The sequence below is a fragment of the Candidatus Paracaedibacteraceae bacterium genome, from assembly GCA_019636055.1.
In the GTDB taxonomy this organism is placed as follows: domain Bacteria; phylum Pseudomonadota; class Alphaproteobacteria; order Paracaedibacterales; family Paracaedibacteraceae; genus Paracaedibacter.
In genome coordinates this window covers 1-19,189 of sequence record JAHBYH010000005.1, presented here as the reverse complement: position 1 = coordinate 19,189, position 19,189 = coordinate 1, and the positions used below count along the sequence as shown (strand labels likewise).

25 protein-coding genes are annotated in these 19,189 nt (G+C 41.3%); 14 read left to right on the top strand and 11 right to left on the bottom strand.

Translation table 11 applies throughout. The features are described from left to right. From KF820_08125 to KF820_08060, 14 genes are read left to right on the top strand one after another with little or no spacing between them, the layout of a single operon-like run. Nucleotides 1-249, top strand: a complete 249-nt coding sequence (locus tag KF820_08125; protein ID MBX3458301.1) for an acyl carrier protein — start codon at nt 1-3, stop codon at nt 247-249. Nucleotides 250-301: 52 nt separating this feature from the next. Further along, entirely contained in the window at nt 302-673 is a 372-nt protein-coding gene (locus tag KF820_08120) for a hypothetical protein (GenBank protein ID MBX3458300.1), read from the top strand. 17 nt (nt 674-690) lie between these two features. Next, a complete protein-coding gene (locus tag KF820_08115; protein ID MBX3458299.1) occupies nt 691-2,001 on the top strand; it encodes an acyl-CoA synthetase in 1,311 nt (436 codons plus the stop codon). Further along, nucleotides 1,994-2,341, top strand: a complete 348-nt coding sequence (locus KF820_08110) for a hypothetical protein (GenBank protein MBX3458298.1) — start codon at nt 1,994-1,996, stop codon at nt 2,339-2,341. Before KF820_08115 ends, KF820_08110 begins: the two co-directional genes overlap by 8 nt. Nucleotides 2,342-2,359: 18 nt before the next feature. Next, complete coding sequence (locus KF820_08105) at nt 2,360-4,018, top strand: glycosyltransferase family 2 protein (protein MBX3458297.1); 1,659 nt, start codon at nt 2,360-2,362, stop codon at nt 4,016-4,018. 41 nt (nt 4,019-4,059) lie between these two features. Further along, nucleotides 4,060-5,604: an aromatic amino acid lyase gene (locus KF820_08100; protein ID MBX3458296.1), complete on the top strand. Its 1,545-nt coding sequence runs from the start codon at nt 4,060-4,062 to the stop codon at nt 5,602-5,604. After that, on the top strand, nt 5,604-6,035 hold the full coding sequence (locus tag KF820_08095; GenBank protein ID MBX3458295.1) for an acyl-CoA thioesterase: 432 nt from the start codon (nt 5,604-5,606) through the stop codon (nt 6,033-6,035). Before KF820_08100 ends, KF820_08095 begins: the two co-directional genes overlap by 1 nt. After that, on the top strand, nt 6,029-6,622 hold the full coding sequence (locus KF820_08090; protein ID MBX3458294.1) for an outer membrane lipoprotein carrier protein LolA: 594 nt from the start codon (nt 6,029-6,031) through the stop codon (nt 6,620-6,622). Before KF820_08095 ends, KF820_08090 begins: the two co-directional genes overlap by 7 nt. A gap of 4 nt (nt 6,623-6,626) precedes the next feature. After that, on the top strand, nt 6,627-8,948 hold the full coding sequence (locus tag KF820_08085; protein MBX3458293.1) for an MMPL family transporter: 2,322 nt from the start codon (nt 6,627-6,629) through the stop codon (nt 8,946-8,948). Next, entirely contained in the window at nt 8,941-9,540 is a 600-nt protein-coding gene (locus KF820_08080) for a DUF3261 domain-containing protein (protein MBX3458292.1), read from the top strand. The genes KF820_08085 and KF820_08080 overlap by 8 nt, the downstream gene beginning before the upstream one ends. Next, the gene (locus KF820_08075) at nt 9,540-10,760 is read left to right on the top strand and encodes a beta-ketoacyl-ACP synthase (GenBank protein MBX3458291.1); all 1,221 of its coding nucleotides are present in this window, start codon (nt 9,540-9,542) and stop codon (nt 10,758-10,760) included. The genes KF820_08080 and KF820_08075 overlap by 1 nt, the downstream gene beginning before the upstream one ends. Further along, on the top strand, nt 10,753-11,193 hold the full coding sequence (locus KF820_08070; GenBank protein MBX3458290.1) for a hypothetical protein: 441 nt from the start codon (nt 10,753-10,755) through the stop codon (nt 11,191-11,193). The genes KF820_08075 and KF820_08070 overlap by 8 nt, the downstream gene beginning before the upstream one ends. Beyond that, the gene (locus KF820_08065; protein ID MBX3458289.1) at nt 11,194-11,928 is read left to right on the top strand and encodes a 3-ketoacyl-ACP reductase FabG2; all 735 of its coding nucleotides are present in this window, start codon (nt 11,194-11,196) and stop codon (nt 11,926-11,928) included. Then, nucleotides 11,928-13,148, top strand: a complete 1,221-nt coding sequence (locus tag KF820_08060) for a beta-ketoacyl-ACP synthase (GenBank protein ID MBX3458288.1) — start codon at nt 11,928-11,930, stop codon at nt 13,146-13,148. The genes KF820_08065 and KF820_08060 overlap by 1 nt, the downstream gene beginning before the upstream one ends. On the opposite strand, the gene KF820_08055 is transcribed toward KF820_08060, so the two are convergent. The 11 genes from KF820_08055 to KF820_08005 all read right to left on the bottom strand — a co-directional run. Next, a complete protein-coding gene (locus KF820_08055; protein MBX3458287.1) occupies nt 13,135-14,130 on the bottom strand; it encodes an aminoglycoside phosphotransferase family protein in 996 nt (331 codons plus the stop codon). The genes KF820_08060 and KF820_08055 overlap by 14 nt on opposite strands. Beyond that, nucleotides 14,127-14,639 carry a hypothetical protein gene (locus KF820_08050; protein ID MBX3458286.1) on the bottom strand — a complete coding sequence of 171 codons (513 nt, stop codon included), beginning with the start codon at nt 14,637-14,639 and terminating at the stop codon, nt 14,127-14,129. The genes KF820_08055 and KF820_08050 overlap by 4 nt, the downstream gene beginning before the upstream one ends. A gap of 431 nt (nt 14,640-15,070) precedes the next feature. Further along, nucleotides 15,071-15,418, bottom strand: coding sequence for a DUF637 domain-containing protein (locus tag KF820_08045; GenBank protein ID MBX3458285.1), 348 nt, complete (start codon nt 15,416-15,418; stop codon nt 15,071-15,073). Nucleotides 15,419-15,476: 58 nt separating this feature from the next. Next, nucleotides 15,477-15,767 (bottom strand): hypothetical protein, encoded by a 291-nt coding sequence (locus tag KF820_08040; GenBank protein ID MBX3458284.1) that lies wholly within the window; start codon nt 15,765-15,767, stop codon nt 15,477-15,479. Between the two features lie 15 nt (nt 15,768-15,782). Continuing rightward, nucleotides 15,783-16,364 carry a hypothetical protein gene (locus tag KF820_08035; protein MBX3458283.1) on the bottom strand — a complete coding sequence of 194 codons (582 nt, stop codon included), beginning with the start codon at nt 16,362-16,364 and terminating at the stop codon, nt 15,783-15,785. A gap of 149 nt (nt 16,365-16,513) precedes the next feature. Then, nucleotides 16,514-16,750 carry a hypothetical protein gene (locus KF820_08030; GenBank protein MBX3458282.1) on the bottom strand — a complete coding sequence of 79 codons (237 nt, stop codon included), beginning with the start codon at nt 16,748-16,750 and terminating at the stop codon, nt 16,514-16,516. Next, nucleotides 16,747-17,496, bottom strand: coding sequence for a hypothetical protein (locus KF820_08025; protein MBX3458281.1), 750 nt, complete (start codon nt 17,494-17,496; stop codon nt 16,747-16,749). Before KF820_08025 ends, KF820_08030 begins: the two co-directional genes overlap by 4 nt. A gap of 99 nt (nt 17,497-17,595) precedes the next feature. Then, nucleotides 17,596-17,940 carry a hypothetical protein gene (locus KF820_08020; GenBank protein MBX3458280.1) on the bottom strand — a complete coding sequence of 115 codons (345 nt, stop codon included), beginning with the start codon at nt 17,938-17,940 and terminating at the stop codon, nt 17,596-17,598. Nucleotides 17,941-17,942: 2 nt separating this feature from the next. Then, nucleotides 17,943-18,299, bottom strand: coding sequence for a hypothetical protein (locus tag KF820_08015; GenBank protein MBX3458279.1), 357 nt, complete (start codon nt 18,297-18,299; stop codon nt 17,943-17,945). A gap of 26 nt (nt 18,300-18,325) precedes the next feature. After that, entirely contained in the window at nt 18,326-18,838 is a 513-nt protein-coding gene (locus tag KF820_08010; protein ID MBX3458278.1) for a hypothetical protein, read from the bottom strand. Continuing rightward, nucleotides 18,823-19,189, bottom strand: a 367-nt coding sequence (locus KF820_08005; protein ID MBX3458277.1) for a hypothetical protein, incomplete at its 5' end; no start/stop codon positions are given. The genes KF820_08010 and KF820_08005, both read right to left, overlap by 16 nt.

Below are 19,189 nucleotides of genomic sequence, written 5' to 3'. Positions count from 1 at the left end.
ATGACTAAGGACGAAATTTTTAATAAGATCGCAACTTACTTAGAAGAATATTTCGAGATTCCACTCGAAAAGATTCATAATGATGCTAAGCTTTTTGAAGAATTGGATTTGGATAGCATTGATGCTGTTGATTTGATTGTGAAGTTGCAAGAATTAACCGGCCAAAAGATTGCGCCAACTGAATTTAAACAAGTTCGCACCGTTGGTGATGTTGTTGAAAAGGTTTATAGCCTTGTCCACCCTCAATAAAATAAGTAAACTGCGAGGACTGTTGAGCCTTGGATCTGTGGCTTATCCCTTCATGATCTATACCTATAGTCGAGATAACCAATTCGATCTAACGTGGCCTCTGTTTTATCCTGTTTGTATGAATTTTATGATGGCCGTTATCTTTGGCATAAGCTTGGTTTATCCACCAACGTTGATTGAACGGATCGCGCGGCTTCGTGAGCCAAATCTGGATGCGCGAGGGGTAGCCTATACACGCCAAGTGACGAAAATATGGTTTGTCTTTTGTGTTCTGAATATGTTGACATCGTTGTTGACGGCTGTGTCGGGTAATATTCAAGTATGGGCGATTTATAATGGGGTTATCTCCTATTGTTTAATGGGGATCCTTTTTGCTGGTGAATATGGTGTGCGATGTTATTTGCGTCGTCAGAACCGTCTTTAGCTTTTGCGGATAGAGTGATGCAAACGACCAAATTTATTCCTTTGAGCCGTGTGTTAGCTGAGCGAACCCCAGCAGACTGGGCCTTTATTTTTGGGAATGATCATGATTTTTTGCGCTATTGCACATCCCTACAAAATTATATAAAGGTTCGCAATCCAAAGCGGGTGATTGTTCTTGTATCTGATCGAGCTGTGTTTTTAGCCTGCACATTGGTTGCTTTTCAACTTGGGGTTCAGGTTGTTCTCCCTCATTTTAAAACACCTGGTGTTTTGGCTGATATTTGTAGTGCTGATGACTTAGTTTTGGATGATGACATCGACCTATCTTTAGATCAAGAAGCTTGTTTCTTTCACCCGATCATAAATGCAACTCTTACCTTGTATACATCAGGATCAACTGGCCAACCCAAAGAAATACAAAAATCAATTCACCAGTTACAAGCTGAGATTTCTGTGTTGCATAACTTGTGGGGCCAGAATTTAAGTCCTAAAATTTGGGCAACTGTGTCCCACCATCATATCTATGGTTTACTTTTTTCTTTGTTATGGCCTGTTTGTGCAGGATATCAAATAGAAAGTCAGACAGTTAATTTTTGGGAAGAGATTGAAGATCGTGTCAGTGTCACGGACTATATTGTCTCAAGTCCTGCTCATTTGAGTCGTCTAGGGGCTGTCGAATCCCTATTGTGTGCTCGTGTTTTTTCATCAGGATCTCCCCTGGGTTTTGAGGCTGCTGAGACTTCAGCCAAGGTTTTTGGGCATTTACCCTATGAAATTTTGGGAAGCACTGAGACTGGTGGGATTGCCTATCGTCAGCAAGCCCAACCAAACCAATATTGGCAAGTTTTTTCAGGCGTTGATGCTTCCGTTAATGTAACAGGTAATCTTGTCCTTAGGTCCCCCTATTTGCCGACTGAAGATGCTTATGAATCTGCTGATCGGATTAATCTGCATGCGCCGGGGCAGTTTACTTTATTAGGGCGATCCGATAAGGTTGTCAAGATCGAAGGGAAGCGAGTGGATTTATTGGATCTTGAAAAACGGCTATCTGATTTGATACCAATTGATCAAGCGCTAACAGTTGTTTTCGATGAGGGACGGTCTGAAATTGGTGTGGTTGCAATCCTTTCTGACTTAGGGCGTCATCAGTTGAATGAGTTGGGAACGGAAAAATTCAGTCGGTTGCTGAGGAATGATTTATCGATTCATTTTGAGCGTGTCCTGTTGCCAAGACGTTGGAGGTTTGTAGATGAATTCCCACGGGATTCTCAAGGAAAGCGACCGACTTATTTATTAAAATCTTTATTTGAAGGTGTCGTTCGTGAGTGAATCTGTCGTTTTCCCAATCCTCAAGAAGCAAGATGTTAGTGACCATAAGGTTTCTTTGTTTTTAGAAATCCCGAGGGATTTATATTATCTTGATGGACATTTTCCAGGCGTTCCGATCGTTGCCGGTGTGGTTCAATTGCATTGGGCTATTGTTTTTGCACGTCAGTATTTTGATCTCCCTATGGGGGTCAAAGATGTATCGAAGGTAAAGTTTAGTAATTTAATGCAACCAAATGATGCTGTGTATCTGACTTTGAATCACGATACTGATAAGCACCTAATTTCCTATAGCTATGACAATGGGGATAAAAATTACGCTACTGGTTGTTTTAATTATTAGGCGCCGAGGTATACCAGAATGATGATTAAAATTCTTGCCTTGATTCCAACCCATAATCACTATCGAGTCCTAGAGCGTATTGTGAACCGTATTTTGACCATGGGACTCGATATTCTGGTTGTTGATGATGGTAGTCAAGTTGAAACAAAAGCTGTTTTGGCTGATATCCAGAAAAAATATCCGGTTAATCTTATTACTCTTGATGTTAACCAAGGTAAAGGGGCTGCTGTTCATCAAGGGTTTAAATGGGCAAAAGAACACGGCTATAGTCATGCGTTTCAAATTGATGCAGACGGTCAACATGATTTAGATGTGATACCTGCATTTTTAGATTTATGCCAAAAAAATCCAACAGCCTTGATCAGTGGTCAGCCAATTTATGATGGATCCATGCCGAGATCACGGCGCATTGGACGGTGGTTTACCCATGTTTGGGTTTGGATTGAAACCTTATCCTTTAGAATAACAGATAGTATGTGTGGATTCAGGATCTATCCTGTCGTATCCAGTTTATCTATTATGCAAACCAAGTCTATTGGGACTCGTATGGATTTTGATACGCAGTTGATGGTTCATTTGTTCTGGCAGGGTGTGCCAGTGATCATGAGCCCTATTCGTGTTATTTATCCCGAGGGTAATACCTCCAATTTTGATGTCTTGAGAGATAACTGGCGCATTACCAAGATGCACACCAAGCTGTTTTTTTCGATGCTCTTTAATTTACCAAGAATTCTCAGCAATCGTCCTAATTATTCGGTGCTTGATTTACCACAGGAGGCCACTCACTGGGCATCTCTGTCAGAACGAGCGCCAATTTTGGGTATCTTTTTCTTAGGGTATTGCTGCCGATTATTGGGTAAAAAACTATGTATGGTGATCGGAGCCCCCGTTATTCTGTATTACTATTGGCGGAATAGATCTCAACGTCAGGCCTCTCAAGATTTTCTGAGACGTGCGTTTGCTCTTGGGAAACGACACGATCGACCAAACTCATTGCGTCACTTTTTCTCGTTCTTTGAAATGGCATTAGATAAACTTGCTGCTTGGACAGGAATGATGAAATTTGACCAGATTGCTTATCAATCCGATTTAACCTTTGATGCGTTGATGTCAGCAGAAAAGGGAGGCATGTTACTTGTCTCACATATTGGTAATATGGAATTCTGCCGAGCCGCAGCAAACGGTGACCATAAACGACGGTTGCATATTTTGTTGCATGGGAAAAATTCTCAACGATATCGCCAAATGCTGCGTGCCTTTAACCCCCAATCTGACCTTAATGTTATTGAAGTCACCGAGGTTGATCCAGGAACAATTTTATTTTTGAAAGATCGGGTTAATCACGGGGACTGGGTTGTCATGGCTGGTGACCGTGTCCCGGTTAAAGAAACAGGTCGCGTTGTCACGGTTCCATTTATGGGCGAGCCAGCGAAGTTTTCACAAGGACCCTATATTATGGGATCATTGCTCGATTGTCCTGTGTATATGAGTACAGCTGTACGAGATGGACATAATATTGCTGTACATATTGAAAAAATGGCTGATCGTATTGTCCTTGACCGGTCGAATAAAGAGGGTTCGATTTATCAGTTTGCTCAATTGTTTGCAAAAAACTTGGAAAGGTTTGCAATAACTTATCCTTATCAATGGTTTAATTTCTTTAATTTTTGGAAATAATCCTTATATAAAAACTATAAAATCTTAAACGGGAATAAGCGATGGCTCATATTATCTTAGATTCAGTAAGAACATTAAGTATTGATGAAGTGGATGCAATTGCCCATCGAAAAGCATCATTAAGCATTTCATCCGATCCGGATTTTTGTCGGTTGCTTCAAGATGGTGCTGATTTTTTAAGTGAACAGTTTGATAAAGAAGGCGCTGTTTACGGTGTAACAACCGGATATGGTGATAACTGTGAACGTGCTGTCCCTGTTAATCTCGTCGAAGAATTGCCGTTGCATTTGTCTCGATTTCATGGTTGTGGTTTGGGAGAAATGCTTAGTATTCCGCAAAGTCGTATGGTTTTAGCTGTTCGCTTGTCAACATTGTGTCGTGGTTACTCCGGAGTCAGTTTAGATCTACTAAAACATCTAGAATTTCTTTTGCAGAACGATATTCTGCCTATTATTCCGAGTGAGGGATCTGTTGGAGCGAGTGGCGATTTAACACCCTTATCCTATGTTGCCGCTGTTTTGATTGGGGAACGTGATGTTTGGTACAAGGGCGAAAAAAGACCTACAGCTGATGTTTATGCTGAATTAGGTGTCTCGGCTTATAAAATGCGCCCCAAAGAAGCTTTAGCGATTATGAATGGTACCTCTGTTATGACAGCCCTTGCTGTCGAGGCTTTTAAGCGTGCTAGCTATCTCAGTTTATTGACAACACGCCTAACATCGCTCACGTCTTTGGCATTAAAGGGCAACCCTCATCACTTTAGTGATGTTTTGTTTGCAGCAAAACCGCATCCAGGACAAGTCAAAGCAGCAGCCTTAATTCGTTCTGATTTGATGAATGTGCCTGCTACATTTCCCGAAGGGCGATTGCAAGACCGTTATTCCACACGCTGTGCGCCGCATATTATTGGTGTATTAGAGGATATGTTGCCTGTTATTCGTCAGATGATTGAAATTGAAATGAATTCAGCCAATGATAACCCATTGATTCATGATCGACACATTATGCACGGGGGGCATTTTTATGGCGGGCACATTGCCTTTGCTATGGATAGTCTCAAGAACCTTGTAGCCAACTTAGCTGATTTATTAGATCGACAGATGGCCGTTCTGGTTGATCCAAAGTTCAACAATGGTCTGCCGGCAAATCTTTCTGGTGTTCAAGGTGTTCGTGCATCAATTAATCATGGATTGAAAGCCCTGCAAATTGGTGCATCTGCTTGGACAGCCGAGGCTTTGAAGCAAACAATGCCAGCGAGTGTGTTCTCACGCTCAACAGAAAGCCATAACCAAGACAAGGTTAGTATGGGAACCATTGCAGCACGGGATGCTTTACGTGTTTTACAGTTGTCTGAACAAGTTGCCTCGGCGCAAATTATTGCAACATTGCAAGCTTTACGTTTGCGTGAACGTCAAAATGAATTATCATCGGATAACTATTCCCACGATGTGCAAGCTTATCTTGATCAAGTTGCCCATCATGTGGGCTTTATTGAAGAAGATAAACCGTTGGATGGATGTTTACGTACTCTATTGAGTCTTATTCAATCCCGACAGTTTATTTTGTATGGGACGGAGGGAAAATAATGCCTGATAGTTTAAGTATTCGCTATCCGATTCAGATCCATTTTTATGATGTGGATCCCATGAATGTGGTATGGCATGGTAATTATGTACGGTTTATGGAAGCCGCAAGGACTGCTTTGATTGCACAGATTGGCTATGGCTATGCAGAAATGGATTCTTCTGGTTATATGTGGCCGATAGTGGATTTGCGGATCAAATATATTCGCCCTCTTTTGTTGCAGCAAGCTGTGGTTATTGAGGCAACAGTCAGAGAATTTGAGCATCGTTTAGTTGTTGACTACGTTTTTATGGATGAGAAAACAGGGCAAACTTTGACGAAAGCCACAACAACTCAGGTTGCTGTAAAAGTTGGTAATACATCGATGGATATGGAATGTCCTGAAGATTTTGTCAGTCGTATGCGCCAGTATCTGGAGAGCCAATCATGTTAAAATCAATCTTAGCTTTTTACTGTTTGATAACGGTGGTTAGCGCTAATGTCTCTTTAGATTCCATTTGTACAGCCATGACCCAACAAGGGGTCTTGAGTTCTGATTTTACCCAGACTAAGACAATCAAGGGAATTCCCATGCCTTTGACCTCTACAGGTACTCTGACCGTTGATTCAAGCCATGGTATCGTCTGGCAGACAAAAACACCGTTTCCGGCAACGCTCCTCCTTTCTAAGAGTGGTATATTTCAAGTTGAGAATGGGAAGCGAAAAAATCTGGTAAAAGGTCAGCATCAGGACAAGGGGGTTATGGCAATCTTATCAAAACTGTTGCAGGGGCAATTTAACCGGATTACGGAATTTAACGTTGCTGTTAAAGAGGGATCAACTTCTGAAAAATGGAGTCTTAATCTAATTGCTTTAGGCGGAATTGCTAAGATCATTAAAACAATCGATATTCAAGGCGATTCCTATGTCCGTCAGATCACTGTCTTTCGGGTCAATGGGGACAAAGACCAGATTGTTTTAAGGAATCATCAGTTGGATCCAAAGCTTCCGAATAGTATCAGTTCTCTGCTTAGGGGTTAAGACCGTGGTTAACCTTCACAAAATTACAAGCTGGATATGGCTGAGCGTAGTCTCGGCCATGGCTGTGTTTTGTTGGTATATTCTGATGGTTCAGGGGCAAATCAAAGTTGATATTTTGGATATGTTGCCCAACAGTCAATCCCAATCGATTAGTGCAGTACGCCGCATGATGGATGACACAAAATTGACACAGCGTGTTGTGATTTTGTTCGGCCACCAAGACCCAGACCAAGCGCGAGAAGCTTTGTATTTATTTCGTCGGGATGTGCGTCAGGCGAGCCTGTCTTTGACTGAGGACAATATTCCGGCAATAGCGGATGAGTATAAAAAATTATTTACCGTGTTGTTTGCTCATCGATCTTATTTATTGACGGATCCTGACTATCTTTTTCTAAAGCAGAAGAATGCAGATTATCTGGTTCAAAAAGCAATGGTTGATATTGTTAGTCCCTTTGGTCATGTCAATTTAGCTCATGATCCCTATGGTTTTTTTACACGGTATGTTAAAAATAATTCACCGTCGAGTCCCTTTCAGGTGGATGGGCAAAACAATTTATTGACCCATGGGGATGATGGGCAGACTTGGTATATTTATTTGGCGTCATTGAATGACTCTGCTTTTTCAATGGATGTTCAAGAGAAGATCAATAATCACCTAATACCTATCCTTGATGGTATCAAAAAGAAATTCAATGTTGAAACGCTGAAAACAGGAGCATTGTTTTATGCAGCAGCAGGTGCGCAACAAGCCCAGTATGAGATTTCTTTGATTAGCTCTATTTCTTTGATTGGTGTGCTGTTCTTAATGGTGTTGATTTTTTGCAATCTACGGTCACTCTGGTTTGCCATAACTGTCATTAGCACTTCAATTATAACTGGATTGGCAACGTGTTTGCTGATTTTTGGTCATATTCACATTATTTCATTGGTCATCGGTTGTTCGTTGATTGGGATTACGGTTGATTACGCTTTGCATTATATAGGTGCAAGTTACCAAGCTGGTGTCAGCCCCTATGATGTTTTCAGAAAATTAGTGCCTGCTTTACCGTTGAGTGCATTGACCTCAGCGTTCGGCTTTACATTGTTAGTTTTTGTTCCTTTTCCGGGGATCCAGCAGATTGGCATTTTATCAGCTACAGGATTATTAGCAGCACTGATAACTGTATTCTTATGGGGACCGTATTTGATGGTAAACCAGTCAAAACCCCTTACTCGAGTAGCAGATAACTTTCAGTTGCTTCTAAAGAACTTGGCTCAATGGGGGGCTATTTTAAAGAACCGTAGAGTTCTTGCGATGCTTGCTATCGGGGTTGGGATTATTGGTAGTCTCAATCTTCGATTTGATGACAACCTAAAAAGTTTTCAGAATCTGAATGTAGATCTAAAGCAACAAGAAAACAAAATCAATGATCTGTTGTCCTTTGAAAAAGCAACCCGATTTCTAGCAGTAAAAGGCAAAACGCTTCAAGATGTTTTACAGGCCGAGGAATCGTTGATGCCTGAGTTAGCGAACTTAGGGGTGACAGTTAAAGCCCTTGCTTCGCTAGTTCCATCAGAACGACGTCAACAAGAAAATCGCCAGTTAATAGCGCAAAGTTACCAGCCGTCTCTTATTGATCGTTTATTTAAGACCTTAGGGTATTCTCAGGCCTATTCAATTTCTGATTTCATGCCAGATAGCAATTTTGTGCATTTAAATCTAAATGATTTGCCAATCGGATTAAAAGAATTGATCTATCAAACGGATTCGGGTGATTATATTGGTCGGCTCTTGATAACCGATGTTGAAGACGAATCAAAGTTGCAGCAATTTATTGAACAGTTGAATGATAATCCTATTGTCCATTACTGCGATCCTGCCCACGACTATTCCGCCCTTTTTACTCTGTATCGACAATTTGTTTTAGGGTTAATGGTTGGAATTCTGATAGCCTTGACCAGTGTTTTACTCTGTCGAGTTGGTAAAATTGGTACGGTACGAATTCTAACCCCATTGATCTTAGCCATTTTAGGGACGATCGGTCTTTTAGGCCTGATTGTGCCGTTAAATTTTTTCCATGCTGTTGGATTGCTTTTATCCATGAGTATTGGTATTGACTATGCACTGTTCTTGTATTGGCATAATCCTGAACCGAATAAAAAAGGTGATATTCTTTTGATGTGTAATGCTATGTCAGCTTTAACAACAATTTTGTCTTTTGGGTTGTTGGCGTTTAGTCAAACAGTGGCTGTGTGCAGTTTTGGGCTCAGTGTTTTTGTTGGTATTGTCTTATGCTTTACTTTGACAACTGTTTTCTTAGGTCTTGGGGGATCTTACTATGACTAAAATGATAGCAAGTGTTGCTTTGATGGCTTTGGTTGGATGTTCTCAAGGACCAACGGGTGATTTGACAGACTTATCCCATAACAAAGTTAGTACACAGACAATTCAACTGTCACAAGGGGGCTATTTGAATGTTGATAAAATTTGGCCCTTGACATCAATATCCGGTTCTTTTCTTCAACGTGTAAAAGCGACAGTTGGGGGGCAAGAAAATGTTCTGACAGTTCATATTACTCAAACGCCAGATCATCTTAATTTTGTTGCTTTTAACGATGTTATTGGGCGTTTATATGCCCTGATTTGGGCGCAAGATAAGACAATATGGGATGCTTCTGAACATATTCCGGAGACGATGATTCCCGAAAATATTATCGGGGACTTTTTGTTGGTTCATCTCGATCATCATACGCTCAATCAGAATTTGGTAGGGGCATACGTTGTCGATAATGGTGATGTTCGAATCCTTTATGCTTCAGACCACACGGTCTTACGTAAAATTACGCGTCGTCATTTTAAAGATGGAATCTGGCAGAATGTTCAACTTGAGAACCCTATTTTAAAATATCGTCTTGATATAGAAACGGTTGTTGCCTGATGACGCTTTATTTAAATGATTTAGGCATTGCCTGCTCTTTAGGCGTTGGTAAAAAAACTGTCGTGCAAAACTTATTGTCATCAGAATTAAATTTTTATGCACCTGAATTGCGTCGATCACACGAACAATTATTGTCGGGTAAAACAGTTGTTGTTCAAACAGTTCCTGCGGGTTTGGACACACCGTTTGAGACAAAATTTCATGAGTTTGATAGTCGTAACAATCGCTTGTTGCGGTTAGGTTTAGATGAAATCCGAGACACTATCGAGGCGATGATAACCCGTTTTGGCTCTTCGCGTGTCGGTATTATTCTGGGGACAAGCACCTCAGGGATGCTCGAAGGACAACAAGCTTTTGCACAGTATCATCAAACGCAAACATGGCCATCTGGCTTCTCCTATAAACAGCAAGAAACCAATAGTCCTGCTGAATTTGCGGCCTTCTATCTGGGGATTGATGGGCCTGCGTACACATTATCGACGGCTTGTTCTTCTAGCGGTAAAGCTTTATGTTCTGCTGCTCGGCTTATAAATGCTGGAATTTGTGACGCGGTTCTTGTTGGTGGTGTCGATTCGCTTTGTGGAGTAACCTTGAATGGCTTTGATGGCCTTGAGTTGACTTCAGAATCTCTTTGCAGCCCTTTTAGTGCCGATCGTCAAGGAATCACCATTGGTGAGGGAGCCGCTGTTTTTGTGATGTCAAAAGAACTATCGGCTATCCGGTTTGCTGGTGGGGGTGAAAGTTCAGACGCTTATCATATTAGCGCACCGTCTCCAAAGGGAGAAGGCGCAGAACAAGCAATTCAAGATGCACTGAATCAGGCTGGGTTATTACCTGAACATATCCATTATATTAATTTGCATGGAACGGGAACCCTGGCGAATGATGAGGCAGAAAGCCACTGTATCAATCGACTGTTTGGGGACAAGACATTAGTTAGTTCAACAAAAGCCTTAACCGGACACACCCTTGGTGCTGCTGCTGCGATCGAAGCTGCCTTTTTATGGTTAAGTTTATCATCAGAAAAAGATGGTGAAATTATGATCCCACCCCATATTTGGAATGGTAAAATTGATGAATCTTTGCCAAAATTGAATTTTTCATCGAAGGGAGCTTGCCTTTCTTCGCAGTCTGGCTGTTATAATCTTATGAGTAATTCTTTTGCTTTTGGTGGTAGTAACGTCAGTATCATTGTATCAAAGGATGTGCGTTGTGCTTGATCTTTCTTCATTAAATATATTGGATGTTATTCCCCATAAACCCCCTATGGCATTAATTGATCGGGTTATTGAATTTACACCTGATTCAATCACGGTAAGTGTTATCATTACGGATCAATCTCTTTTTTTTCAAGATGGGGGTGTACCATCCTATGTGGGGATTGAGTATATGGCACAAGCCGTTGCTGCTTGGAATGGGTTGATTGCGCGTCAGAATAATTTACCCGGCGGGATAGGATACCTCTTAGGAACCCGGAAAATGAAATTACTTATTGAAAATTTTAAAGAAGGTTCCCACTTGGAAGTCATGGGACGTTGTAAATTTACAGACGGTGAAATAGCCTCATTTGATTGTGCGATTCATCTAGAGGGTACCGAAGTGGCCTCAGCAGCACTAACTGTTTTTCAACCTAAGAACCAAGAGATTTTATAAATGACTCAACTTCGCAAAACCGTCCTGGTAACAGGCGCAAGTAAAGGTATTGGCCAATCAATCGCTCTTGCGGTTGGCGCTGCCGGTTATAATGTTGTTGTGCACTACAATCAAGATCAAGTGGGCGCTCAGGCCACGGTTGATCAAATCAAAGCTCAGGGCGTTGATGCCCGTTTGATTCAATTTGATATCACAAATCGTGACCAATGTTTGGCTGCTCTGGAATCTGATATTAATGAGTGCGGGGCCTATTATGGAATCATTTTAAATGCAGGGATTGCTCGTGATAATGCTTTTCCAGCCTTGGAATCTGATGATTGGGATCGGGTGATTCATACAAACCTTGACGGGTTTTACAATGTTTTGAAACCCGCAATTATGCCAATGATTCGCACGCGTAAGCCTGCCCGTGTTATCACGTTATCGTCAGTTTCAGGGATGGTTGGTAATCGTGGACAAGTCAACTATAGTGCATCTAAAGCGGGTATTATTGGTGCCACTAAGGCGTTGGCTGTGGAGCTTGCTAGTCGTCAAATTACAGTTAACTGTATCGCCCCTGGTATTATTGAAACACAAATGACGCAAGATTTGCCTCTGGATCATATTCTACCGATGGTTCCTATGGGACGCGTTGGTCGTCCGGAAGAAGTTGCAGCGACGGCCGTCTTTTTACTATCTGATTTGGCATCTTATATTACTCGTCAAGTTATTTCCGTCAGCGGAGGCCTTGTCTAATGCGTCGCGTTGTTGTCACAGGAATGGGGGGGATTACAGCCCTTGGTGAATCTTGGTCAGAGATAAAAGAAAATCTGCAAACGGGTAAAACCGCGATACGTCTTATGCCTGAGTGGTCTGATTTTCAAGGAATGAATGCTTGTTTGGCGGCACCTATTCTAAATCATGATTTGGCAAATCGATGGCCACGCAAAAAAACAAGAACTATGGGAACCGTTTCCTTGTATTCTGTTTATGCCACAGAAAAAGCTTTGGCTGATTCCGGGTTGTTGGATGACCCGGTTTTATCATCAGGGCGTACAGGTGTTGCCTATGGGTCCAGTTTTGGAAGTACAGCTCCGATGACTGAATTTTCAGAGCTCTTGTTTAAAAAGAATCTGCATAAACTGACATCAACAAGTTATCTTAAGATGATGGGCCATACAACAGCCGTTAATGCAGGCCTTTTCTTCCATGTTAAGGGACGCATTATCCCAACATCCACAGCCTGTACATCAGGGAGCTTAGCTCTTGTTTATGCCGCAGAGGCCATCCGGTACGGCCAACAAGACGTTATGATTGCCGGCGGTGCCGAGGAAATTTGTCCGTCAATGACGGCTGTGTTTGATGTATTATATGCAACAACAGGGGCTAAAGATCCATCACGAGCGCCGCGCCCGTATGATGCCAGTCGTGATGGTCTTGTCTTGGGTGAAGGAGCCACAACGTTAATTCTTGAAGAATATGAACGGGCAAAGGCGCGTGGGGCAAAGATTTATGCTGAGGTTGTTGGAATTGCAACCAATATGGATGGAAATCACGTGACACAACCATCCCCCGATACGATTGAGGTCATGATGCGCCAAGCCTTGGCTGATGCCAACCTTGATTCGTCTGCGATTGGCTTTGTCAGTGGACATGGAACAGCAACTGAGTTTGGTGATATTGTTGAAACAACAGCAACCCATGCTGTTTTTGGAGACGGACAACCCATTCATTCCATGAAGAGTTATTTTGGTCACACATTGGGGGCTTGTGGTGCGCTGGAGTCTTGGTTAGGTATCGAGATGATGCGTGATCAGTGGTTTGCACCAACAGCTAATCTTGAAACTATTGATGAGCGTTGTGCGCCTCTTCATTACGTCAAAGGTGAAGGCTTGGCGCTTGATACAGATTATGTCATGAACAACAACTATGCTTTTGGTGGAATTAACACCAGCCTTATTTTTAAACGACTGTAGCTGCTGTTTCTAATGCGATCGCAACGACACCGTTGTTATCGAATTGGCTTGTTAATTCTTGATACCATTTTTCGCGATCAAGACCGCCACTACTGCTTTGAAGTAAGAGTTGGCAATAAATAGCAATGTCTTCAAGAATTCTATCAATTCTATAATAAGCAAGAAGAGGTAAATTAATTTTGACTTCCCCATATCCTTCATAGAATGACTTTTCCTCATGGTCTTTATTCCAGACGTTGCCAACCCCACCACCGATAAACATGAGATCTCGCTCTTTGGGGGCTAAGATCGGTTGGTCCCAGTCGATAAAAAATATCTTTCCCTTTTGATCAATCATAATATTGCCAGCATGCAGATCAGCGTGACACAGGACAAAATCTTGGTTGTGATTCTCTATTCTTTGCGATAAACGTTCAGCATGATCTAATAGTGTTTGAACTGTTGATTGGTGGTGTTTAAGAAATTGCATTGTGGCAAAGGCAACCAAATCAAGTGCAATTGGACCATTAATTAATTCATCCAATGGTTGTAAAATCTGATGCCATTTTTGTGAATAAGTTTCTTGTGGGATTTGATTTTGAATCGATGGAGGAAGTTTTAGGGTATGTATTTGTTTTATCGTTTTACCAAGATCTTGCCACTGGTGGTTCTGTAGATCAGTATTAAACCCATCTTGACCCTCAATATAGGGGAATACCGTTATCGTCAGATTATCAAGGATCTGGCAAGGCTCACCCTGAGTTGTTCTTATGCATGGGATAATATTTTGAACACCTGTTGTATGGAGGAAATCACTTATTATTGTGCTGAGGCCTATCTGTGTTCCTTTTTTTACTTTAATAAAATAGGCGGATTGGTCTTGAGCTATGGCTTTATAGACCAATGCAGTAGGATCAGCACCAACATTAAGACGTTCAATCGTTTTAACTGCTAAGCCATAGGTATCCGCTAGATTTTGAACTAAGGTTACTGTATCTATCATTTGAATTCCTGTCGAACAGCCATAAGGTCTTGAGCGTTTCGTATCTCTCTGAACATCACTTTAGGGAATTTCTGGGCAAGATTTTCTATATTCGTATTATATTTTGCTCTAAAGTTCAGCATGTATTTGACTAAATCCCATGTGATTCTCTCGGGTGAATTGGGGGCACGGTCATCTATTCGCTTATCCCGGGACCATAACCGTTTAACGATCCTGTATAAACAAATATACCACGGGAAATTGAAGTATAATGCAACGTCAGCTTGGGAAAATCTTGATTCAAGAACAGACATGGCATTGCCATCAATAATCCAGCACTCATTATCAATCCATTTTTGTTTTAGCACAAGGAATTCACTGCGTTCACGCTTAATCCATGCCTGTTCAAAAAATATTTTATCAATATGATAGACGGGTATGCTTAAATCTTGAGCTAACTGAACCGCAAAGGTTGATTTGCCGCTACCGGGCCGTCCAAAAATCATAATTTTTTGAAAAGGGTAAGTCATTGTCGATACTTATAGAGGGATTTATGGTGCTGAAGACAAGAGTCGAACTTGCGACCTACTGATTACGAATCATTCATTTAACTAGATAGTAATGTTTTTTTTGATTCATGTATAATGTTTTCTTGTTGATTTTGCTTGGTTTGAAGATTAATTGGCGTTGAAAAAAATCTGATCTTGCTTATCTCTGTTACTACCTATATTTTATCCTAGAATGGAGTTAAGTAGGATTTCTTGATATCAGCCAAGGAAAAGACCTTTCAGACTTTAAACGATCTAGCACAACAGTACATGTTAGAATATGTTCGCAGGAAAAGGCAAAAGCCCAGAAAGAAGACCAGAGACTATGGGATCAGCATATATTGCTAAAATTAGGATCCTTGTTTGTTATTGAAAGCATTGAATCTTGTTGAATTAGGAGGATATCATCCTAATTATTCCAGTCCATTTTTACATATCAAAAAATATTGCGCCATGACACCGGCGGTGAGGCCGGCTGAGGCCATTTTTATAGCAAGGCTCTTAAGGAATTCCTTCGTCGCCAATGTTTTGGCGGCCTTGAACGGGTTTCCTTTGTTCTGCATGGTCGCCGCCGTCAGCTGCGTTGCAACAGCAGAAAGTACTGCACCCATGACAGCCTTGGCCACCAGACCTGAACCTAACCCAATCTTTGCCGCAAGCGGTGCCGCGGCACCCTGAGTCAAAATCGTCATGGCAACCGCAATAATGGCCATGAGGGCTTGGCCGGGTCCTTGGATGACCTTGCGTTCATGCTTGTGCATTTCCTTAAGGAATTGCTTGACGACGGGACCACCATCGACCTCAATGAGATCGTAGAGGTTACAACCCTCGTTTTACCCACCATTCGTCTGAATGAAATTCTTTAGGGGCTTTTTCTTTCAATTCTAAAAAGGTTATATCAAGGCCGTATTCTGATTCAAGAATATCGAATAACTCGTCTCTCAATTCTTTAGGCAATTTTTTTGAACACCACGGGCAGTATTCTAATCTTTGAATGCTGCCAAGACTTTTTTTGTATGGGATGGCATACGATCTATCTATTGGGCAATACTCAATGTAAAGGTCATCTGAATCTATAAAAAAACTCATTACATCACAACAATGCTGCATACTAACTATCCTTCATTAAAATTTTTCATCTCTTCCATTAACCGCAGGCTTATACATTTTTCCTGTTCTAGGATCAATTGAACCAAGATGCTTACCTTTTTTGTTGAATGCTTCAATATCATTATGGGTAAAATCCCATTTGTAAATATTCTTACCATCGGTTTTATATATTCCCCTATATGGTTTAAAGCCTTTCCAAACTGGACTTTCACCCTTACTACAGTTATCTTTTCGATCACTCGTAAATACTCTAGCATCTGGACCATCGTATGTGTCAAATCCTTTATCGTTGGATGAGCTTGCTTGATCGTGCGCAGGAGTCGTGTGTGTTGTCGGTTTGGACTCGTGGACAGGTGTTGTAAAGCTTTGCGGGCGGGCTTCGGCCTCTGGGAAGGATTCGACCTTGGGTTTACTGGCCTGTGGTTCGGCATCCATGGTCACGTAATAATACACACCACCGATCAGAACAACAGCAACGCCAGCATACACAGCCACAACCGCGCCACCAGCTGCAGCAACGCCTGCCGCTAAAGCCTCACCCGCTGCAACAATACCAGCTGCTCCTGCTGCCATGGCCGTTTGGATGGAGCGCATCACATCCGGTGGCATCCCCCAAGCAAAGGCATGACTGGCGTTGTTGTCAATAGCATTGCGCGCTGCCCCTTGAGCTTGGTCAATGCTGCTCTTGAATAGGGTGGCAAAGATGATCGAGGCTTGTGGTTATAAAACCTTGTGTGAGAACTTTATTAGAACTCTAAAAGACTTAATATTATTTCTTTAAGTTGATTCTCATCAATTAAAAATTGTGGATCTAATTGCATTGCTGCTAGATCCAACAAAATATTATCTATTACAGAGTCTTCATATTGTCCTATTTTTTCATAATACATACGATCTGCCCATTTAGAAATTCGTTCTGTATCAAAGCCTTTATCTAGTTGTAAAATTAATTCAGAAGCTAATTGTCTACGTGTGAAAGTCATTTCTTAAGCCTTTGCTTTTCTTTGCCTGTAAGTGGGTAATGGGTAGATTCAACTTTTTGACCATCGATATTTTTAGGATGAACTCGATTTACCTGCCCTGTATGAGTGTAAGTCTCCTCCCAAGAGCGCACTTGACCTGTTTTTGGATTATACTCTGTCACGTGTGATCTTCCTCTTGTTGGTCCAGTCGTCTTTGCCGGTGACTCCTTAGTATAATGCCTTATTCTACCATCAGGTAAATTCTTAGTCTTTTCAGCTGTTGACTGAGCTTTCTGCAATTCAGATAATTTCTTCCCCATATTAACAGAAGAATTCGCGTTTTTAGCACTAAAATTTTCTGGCTTTCTCTGTGGAGTAGGCACATCCTTAGCGGCCTTCGCTCCCGAATATGTTGCTGAGGACGCGCTCGATGATGCATCGGATGAGCTTGCTTTGAACGTATCTTTGACAGCAAGGCGGGCTTTGTTGACCATCTTGCCTACAAACTTCATGCTTGATGACATGAGTAAGTTTATGCTCGCTTCCTCCATCCCATATTTAACGAGGGCTTCAGGACCTCCTTCGTCATAGGCCTCAATTGCGCCATCAATCGTCGTCAGAATATCATAGAGCTTCATCGCCCCTGTGATAATCGGCATTAAGGCAAAGATAAAGTTGTTCTCAATTGCGTTGGATGCTGCCCCTTGGGCTTGACCGATGTCGCTCTTGAACAGGGTAGCGAAGAGGATCGCGGCCCCTTGTCCCATGCTTGAGATGCGGGCGAGTTCTTCCGAGCGGATCCTGCCTTCATCGGTTTAAGGGGGTTGGCTACAATACTATTGCGAGGTTTGGGAGCGACGTAAGAATTACAACCCTCGTTTTACCCACCATTCACGACTTTTAAATTCTTCTGGGAGTTTAGGGTCATCAGGACCATCGAGGTTTAATTCATCGTAAATGATGTCAAAGAATTTATCCCTTACGTCTTTTGGTAATTTGTTACCACACCAAGGGCAGTATGTTATTTGTTGGTATGATGTCCCGCCATCTAAAATTTTTATTCCAAACGATCTTAATGTATCATTATAGTAAAGAGCTACTTCTTGTTCTAGGAGTTGTTGATAAATATCCTGACAACAAAAATCGTTTCTCTGATTTTTGAATGGATATTTGTCAAAGAACTCGTGTAGATCTAATATACGTTGACTCATCTTTATTTATCTATCTTTCTTGGTTTTGCAGGTTTGTAAATATTGCCCGTCACAGGATCCATGCTTCCTCGATGGTTAAAGTTAGAGTCATAAACCTCAATATCATTATGAGTAAAATCCCACTGGTAGTACTCTTTACTTTTCCCGCTAAGACCGTTAGTTTTAACGGCACCCCTATATGGTTTAAAGCCTTTCCAAATTGGACTTTCACCCTTGCTGCAGTTATCTTTTCGATCACTCGTAAATACTCTAGCATCCGGACCATCGTATGTGTCAAATCCTTTATCGTTGGATGAACTTGCTTGATCGTGCGCAGGGGTTGCGTGGGTTGTCGGTCTGGACTCATGAGCTGGGGTTATGAATTAAGCTAAACCTAACGTCTGATCTAACATTTTTGCATCAAAAGATTTAGACCTGAAAAATTAACCAGCTTGATCATTCTATTATCAATTTGTTGATTCATACTAATTAGTGGGAACGTAAGATCATAATTTCCTATTATCAGTATATCTAATTCATCGATGAAAAAATTTTTAAAGTCTTTTTCTCTAAGGGAATTTAAAACAAGATTATACAGTTGATCAGTTGTTTTTATAAGCGTAATAGTATCCTTTTCATAGTCATATTCATATACTTTGTATTCATTAAAAACTAAATGAAAAAATACAAAGAAATTGGACTCATACGCATAATAACTCTTCAGATCCGTATTCTTTGTTTTTTTCCCTAATTGACTATGGCTTATAATCAAATCTGATTCATTTTCATTTAACCATTTAGAGTATGCAGATAGGTGATACAGAACCAACTCTTGATTTTCAGATGCCAAACTGTCTGAGAATAACAAGCTTAATGCAGTGCGACATTTCTCTTTTTTATTGTCTAACCTCGTAACCATTTTCCATCCTTAGATATTGTTCCAATGCGAGCTCCCTTTTTATCAAAAAGTTTCCAGTAACTGCCACCATGACCGCCTGCCCCAGAATTGCGAGCTCTATCGGGCTGTAATTTTTGTCCTGTACTTGGGTCTTCAAGGATTCCATTTTTTCCTTTTTTATTAAATCTACCAAGGGAGATATCATCTCCTTTTTCAAAATTTCGAGTCTTAAATTTTGAATCACTCGTAAATACTCTAGCATCAGGGCCCTCGTATGTGTCAAATCCTTTATCGTTTGACGAGCTTGCTTGATCGTGCGCAGGAGTCGTGTGTGTTGTCGGTTTGGACTCATGAGCTGGGGTTGTGAAACTC